The organism is Microcystis sp. M109S1 (genome assembly GCF_020247025.1).
Lineage (GTDB): Bacteria > Cyanobacteriota > Cyanobacteriia > Cyanobacteriales > Microcystaceae > Microcystis.
On sequence record NZ_JADBRW010000158.1, the window covers coordinates 1 to 5,999 of the forward strand.

General features: G+C 42.4%; 2 protein-coding genes and 2 pseudogenes. 1 reads left to right on the forward strand and 3 read right to left on the reverse strand.

Features of this window, described 5'->3' with window-relative positions; translation table 11 throughout:
* The 3 genes and pseudogenes from IM322_RS07525 to IM322_RS07535 all read right to left on the reverse strand — a co-directional run.
* Positions 1-146, reverse strand: a pseudogene (locus tag IM322_RS07525) (IS5/IS1182 family transposase); the annotation flags it as partial.
* Positions 147-428: 282 nt separating this feature from the next.
* A complete protein-coding gene (locus IM322_RS07530; protein ID WP_287675601.1) occupies positions 429-1,886 on the reverse strand; it encodes a DASH family cryptochrome in 1,458 nt (485 codons plus the stop codon).
* 54 nt (positions 1,887-1,940) lie between these two features.
* Positions 1,941-4,253, reverse strand: coding sequence for a GumC family protein (locus IM322_RS07535; protein ID WP_287675602.1), 2,313 nt, complete (start codon positions 4,251-4,253; stop codon positions 1,941-1,943).
* Between the two features lie 362 nt (positions 4,254-4,615).
* On the opposite strand from IM322_RS07535, the pseudogene IM322_RS07540 reads away from it, so the two are divergent.
* Positions 4,616-5,684: pseudogene (locus tag IM322_RS07540) on the forward strand (IS4 family transposase).
* The last annotated feature ends 315 nt before the right edge of the window (positions 5,685-5,999 follow it).

The following is a 5,999-nucleotide window of genomic DNA, read 5'->3' on the forward strand; positions in this document are numbered from 1 at the left end:
AAGCTTTTTGCGTATTCTTCTTCAAATTTTTCCCAGGGAATTAAGTTGGTCATAATAACCCAACGGTTTTCATCTGATAGTTTTCCGCCAAAGGGCAGTTCAAATGATTCGGGTTCTGATGGAGTTTCTGTTGAGATAAAATACATATGTACTGGATTAAAAAAGTGCCTGGCTTTTAGGGTATTTTACCTTTTTTTGGGCCTTTCTTCTCGACTTTATTGAGTCGAAACCTTTTTCCTATCGGCATTTCAGGCTTTTTCAGCAAGCCCTACTTAGGACTGAAATGTATATCTATCGTTGTTCATTCAATTTGACTGAAAAAATACGGGGCAATAAAAATCATTTTTATTTGGGTAAGTTTCTTGTCTAGAAATAATTTTAGTCTTGAGACAATATTAGGTAGAAGTCCACTGATTACTGATTACTGATTACTGTTCACTGAAATGCTGAAGATAAATTTTTTCGTTGTGTTTGATGGATTGAAAAAAATCGACAATGGGACGAGGATAATTAACCCCTAAAATCACCCCATAACGCTTTTGTTCCTCTGGATATAATTTATAAGGTTCGTGAATTTTATCGCCTTTTATTAGGGCTAATTCGGGCAACCAGTGACGTAAATAATCACCTTTGGGATCATAATCTTTCGACTGTTTAGGGATATTAAAATAACGAAATCCTCGCGCGTCATTGCCGACACCAGCAGTGTAATTCCAATTACCCCAATTACTACAGACATCGTAATCAATTAATAACGACTCGAACCATTCTGCTCCCATACACCAATCAATACCGAGATTTTTGCTCAGAAAACTAGCGACATTTTGCCGGCCACGATTCGACATAAATCCTGTAGCGGCTAATTCTCTCATATTAGCATCTACAAGGGGATAACCGGTTTTTCCCTCACACCAGAGATTAAATCTTTCCCAATCTTCTAGCCAAGGTAAATAAAGTTCTTGCAAACCAGATTTATAGAAGATTTTATTCCCGTGTTTACTGCCAATAAATCGGAAAAAATCTCGCCATAATAATTCAAAAATCAGCCAATAGGTAGAGTCATTTTTTACTCTCGTTTGCTCATACTTTTGTACTTCCTCATAGATATAACGGGGGGAAAGACAGCCAAAACTTAACCAAGCTGAGAATTTTGAGGAATAATTAGTCCCTGACATTTCATTGCGGGTTTCCTTATAGGTTTTTAAGGAATCACTATCCCAAATATATTCCTTAACCCGTGATTTTCCTGCCATTTCACCCCCTTGAAACGACAAAACACCTCGCCAGTCTAAAATTAGTTCTGTTAAGCCTAAATCGTTTAAACTGGGAAGGTTTCCCAACTCTATTTTAGGCAATTTTGTCAACTTTTTCGGCGTGGGATAAGTTGTTCTTATTTGCCAATGACGTTCTACTTGTTTACGAAAATTAGTAAATAATTCTGGTAATTGATTAAGGGTAAAAGGTAAGTCATCAGGATGATATAAAGTGGCTGTCCAAAAAGTTTTTATCTGCACAGGAACCCCGGATAAAGCCTTATTTACCGCTTTTTCTACCGCTAATTCCTCTGCTGTTACCTCTTGATGATAATAAACCTTGGCTATCTGCAATTCTTGAACTAATTGCGGGATAAGTTCTTCTGGTTTTCCCCGTCGGATAATTAAATTACCGCCTAAACTTTCCAGAGATTGTCGTAAATTTGCTACGCTTTCTAATAAAAATTTAGCCCGGAACTTGCCAGTTTTTGGAAACCCGTAGGAAGTAAAACCAAATTGACGCTCATCAAAACAATAGAAGGGAATTATCTCTAATTGTTCTTGAACAGCTTGATAAATTGCCTCGTGATCGTGAACCCGCAGATCATTGCGATACCAAATTAAAACCCGCATTTAACATAAATTAAAAGTTGATAACTGATAAATAGTAACTGGGATGGTATTTAATTATCTTTTGCCGTAGTAATGGCCATAGTAACGATAATTGTGGTCTTTCCGACTAACATTATTAGCCACTAAACCTAACACGGAAATGTGGGATAATCTCAGATCTTCCAGCAGATTTTTAAGCGCAAAGCGATCGGTTTTGCCCAGTTTGGTGACGAGAATTAGGCCAGTGGCCATGGCGGCGAGAATTTTGGCATCGGCAAAGGCGGCGAGCGGTGGTAGATCGTAGATAATTAGATCGAAAGCGTGGTCTTGCTGTAATTGCGAGATCATCTCCTGCATTCTCTGGGAAGAAAGCAAACGGCTTGGATCTGGGGGAATTGAACCGGCGGTAAGAATCGATAAATTCTCGTAACGGGGTAGAGGTTGAATTGCCTCGTTCCAATCGAGACCCTCGGCGATGACATTACTGAGTCCGTGGTCGTTATCGAGATTAAGTCGCTGGTGAATCTGGGGTCGTCGCAGGTCGGCATCCACCAGTAAGACTCTTTGTCCCATACTGGCGGCCGCCTTAGCGATATTGATTGCCATAGTGGTTTTACCATCTCCCGGTGATACAGAACTAATCACGAGGGACTTGAGGGGGGAATCGGAACCGAGGAGGCGAATATTGGTGTTAAGAGTGCGGAAAGCCTCCGAGAAGGGCGAGAAATTATAGTAGGAGGGGTTTTCGCTGGCTGATTTGGCAGTAGTATTAGGGATAGTAATTTTGCGATCGCCGACTGTTAACTGGGGTAGGGCGGCGGTGATCACTTTTTCGATCGTACCGAGGTCTTTTTGCCAAGGAATTGCACCTAAAAGGGGTAGCTTGGTATCTTCTTTTAGTTCATCTGCACTATGATGAACGGGGTCTAATCTTTCGGCTAAAAAGGCCGCCCCTAGGCCTAGTAACAGACCACCGATAACCCCTAAAGCCAGATTTCGCACGGGTTTAGGGGAAACGAAGTTCTCCCCTACTTCTGGTGGGGAAATTAGTTGCCAAGGGACGACCTGTTGTGCCACCTTGAGTTGGAGTTTTTGTTGTTCCTCCAGAAAACGGCCGAGACTGGTGGTGGCGATTTCCAATTCTCGCTGCAAATCCGTATAACGACGGGATAGTACGGCTAGGTTTTTGACCGAGGCTTTCTGTTGTTCCAGGGCTTGGGCAAGGGATTCTACCTTAATTTCTAGGGTTTGGCGACTGTTAGCGGCTTCCACCAATTGTTGGGTTAATTCTACTCGCAAAGCGCTTCGTGATACCAAAGCCGGGGAATTACCCACTGTCTGGGGCAGTTTTTCCCCTAGGGTTCTCTGGGCTTCGTTTTGCAGTAGGGGCAGTAAATTAGCCCGTTTTTCCTCTAGGGTGGCGATTATCGGGCTATCCTTGGCAAAAACTGCCGATTGTTTCGCCAATTCCACTTCCACTTCTTGCAACTGCTTGAGCAAATCTTGATAACCGGGAGATTCACTGAGATAAGTAGCGATAATTGCTTGATTAGGGTCTAATCCCACCTGTTGCTGTAAAGCTTGAGAGCGAGAGTTAATTTCGTTAAGGGCGACTTGGGCTGCCCGATAATCTTGTTCAGTAGTGGTTAACTGTTGTGATAAACGAGTCGCCTCTTTATCGGGATCCAGGAAATTGTATTGCTGCCGGAATTGCTGCATTTGTTTTTGTAGAGAATTAACTCGTTCCCGCAGCACGGGCAATTGAGCGTTAACAAAATCTAAGCCTTGATTAATTTCGGTCTTCCGTTCCTGAGAACTATAGTTTAGGTAATGACGGGCTAAATTATCTAAAACCAGCTTAATTTTTTCCGGTTCCGCATCTTGATAGGAAATTTCTAAAACTTTCGTCTCTTTTAATTGACTAATTTCGAGATCAGATTTGCCAGTTTTACTAATTAAATCACTGTAGGTAAAATCGGGATACTTAGGGGTTATTTTACTAAGGATGGGGTTAAGGAGTTGAGGACTGGTTAAAACAGCGATTTGGGTATCATAATCGATGTCTTCACCACCTAACTGAGGTAGGATATCTTGGGCTGCCAGTCTGGAAGAACTTTTATTTTCCTCGATGGGTTGACCGATGAGCAGCAGGAATTTACCTTGATAGATGGGGGTTTTTAAGAAAGTATAAGTAGCGATCGCACCTGTTACTCCTAGGGTGATGCCAGCGATTATCAACCAGCGATGCTTGACCACAGAAAGGACTTGACGCAGGTTGATTTCTTCTTCTTCCTGCGTCGGGGAGGGGATAAAAGCCGGTTGAGCAAAAACTGGCAGATTTACTTGGCTTTGGGTTTTCAAAGCCCCGTTTTGTTGGTTGTTCATCATTAATCAAATAGTCAAGGGATAACTGTATTAGACCGCATCTAGTATGCCAGTATAGCTTGAGAATAATTTGGGAATTTGTCCAAAAACATGGTATCTAGTTAAAATAGCCTCAAACCCTTATAGAGTAAGGAATATGACATCTAAAGCTGAGATTGACTTCGGGACACTTTTAAGGATATAAACCGCAACCAGCTAGAGAACTGGAATTTCACTGGCAGGCCATTAACCCTTAAAAGTATTGCTATGCAAGGATCATAGCCGAAAAAGCCAAACTACGGGTTTCCCTGTGGATGCGGTTTAAAAGATTTTAAAGTAGGCGGGAGTAGGGTTTTATGAGAAATAGAACCAATCTCCAAAACCCTATGAACCAGTATAGTGCCTTAAAGCAAGCCCTTCAACCCCATCTCGGATGGCATGGTGCTTTGAATTTCGTTTCTGGCACTATTCCTACTAGCCTTAATCAAAGTCAAAACCGTCAATCTGAGCGAGTTAGCAGTTGGATTTGGAGGTAAAGCCCTCAAAGAGTCTAACTACAAAAGATTACAACCCTTTTTTCGATGATTTGAGCTAGATTACTCCTAAATTGCCAAAATTGTTGTGAGTTGGATGAAGCTCCCCCAACCTTGGGTGTTGAGTCTTGACCGAACTACCTGGGAGTTTGGCGACCATTGTTACAATATTCCGACTCTAGGCATAGTCCATGAAGGGGTTGCCATTCCCGTCTGGTGGTGGCTGCTCGGGGAAAAGGGAAACTCCGGTGGTGGTGTGCGTATGCACTTCATTGAGGCGATCTTAAAAATTTTTCCCACCGCTCAAATTCGTTGCTTGTGTGGCGACCGGGAGTTTATCGGTCAAGTTTGGCTGCGCTATCTTCTCCTCGAACCGTCTATGTCTTTCCGGTTAAGGATTCGAGCTACTGACAAGATTCAGCGGCAGGGAAAAGCCAAGGCTTGCCAAAGTCGTCTTCGCCCACTTGGCGATCGGAGAATCTCAACAACTCAAAGGTGATTGTCGGGTTTGGGGTGATCGCGTCTTTTGTTGAAGCCTGGCGTTTGGACGACGGAGACCTCTTGGTCGTGATTGCTCCCCCACATACGGTCGGAATTATCAGCGATTACGCTCTGCGCTGGGGTCTTGAAACCCTTTTTGGCATTTTCAAGACTCGTGGTTTTTGCTGGCAATCGACCCACTTTACTGACCCCGATCGCCTGCGGCCTACTTTTTGCTCTGTTGACTTTAGCTTTGGTCTGGTCTTTCAAGACTGGCCTATGGCTTCATCAGCTTCATCCAATTCCGCTCAAGAAACATGGTCGTCGTGCTAAGAGTCTTTTTCGCTTAGGTTTTGACCATCTTCGTCATCTGATCCTTAACCCTTCTTTGTCCAATTATCGGAATTTTCTTCATTCTCTACAATTTTTGTCCTGTACTTAGATTTCAGTCATCCAACTATTTATTAGTACATGACATAAAAGCAAGCTGTGATTGAGTTATAATTTTTGCAGATGTCTAATGAACTGAAAACTCACAGGGTGCATCTCATATTGGTGACTTTCTCTCACTTATGGTGAGCAGCAGAAGTTATTAAAAGAGGGCGAATGTAATTCGCCCCTACAATAATATTATTGCGCCATCTGATAACTGATAACTGATAACTGATAACTGATAACTGATAACTGATAACTGATAACTGATAACTGATAACTGATAACTGATAACTGATAACTGATAACTGATAACTGATAACTG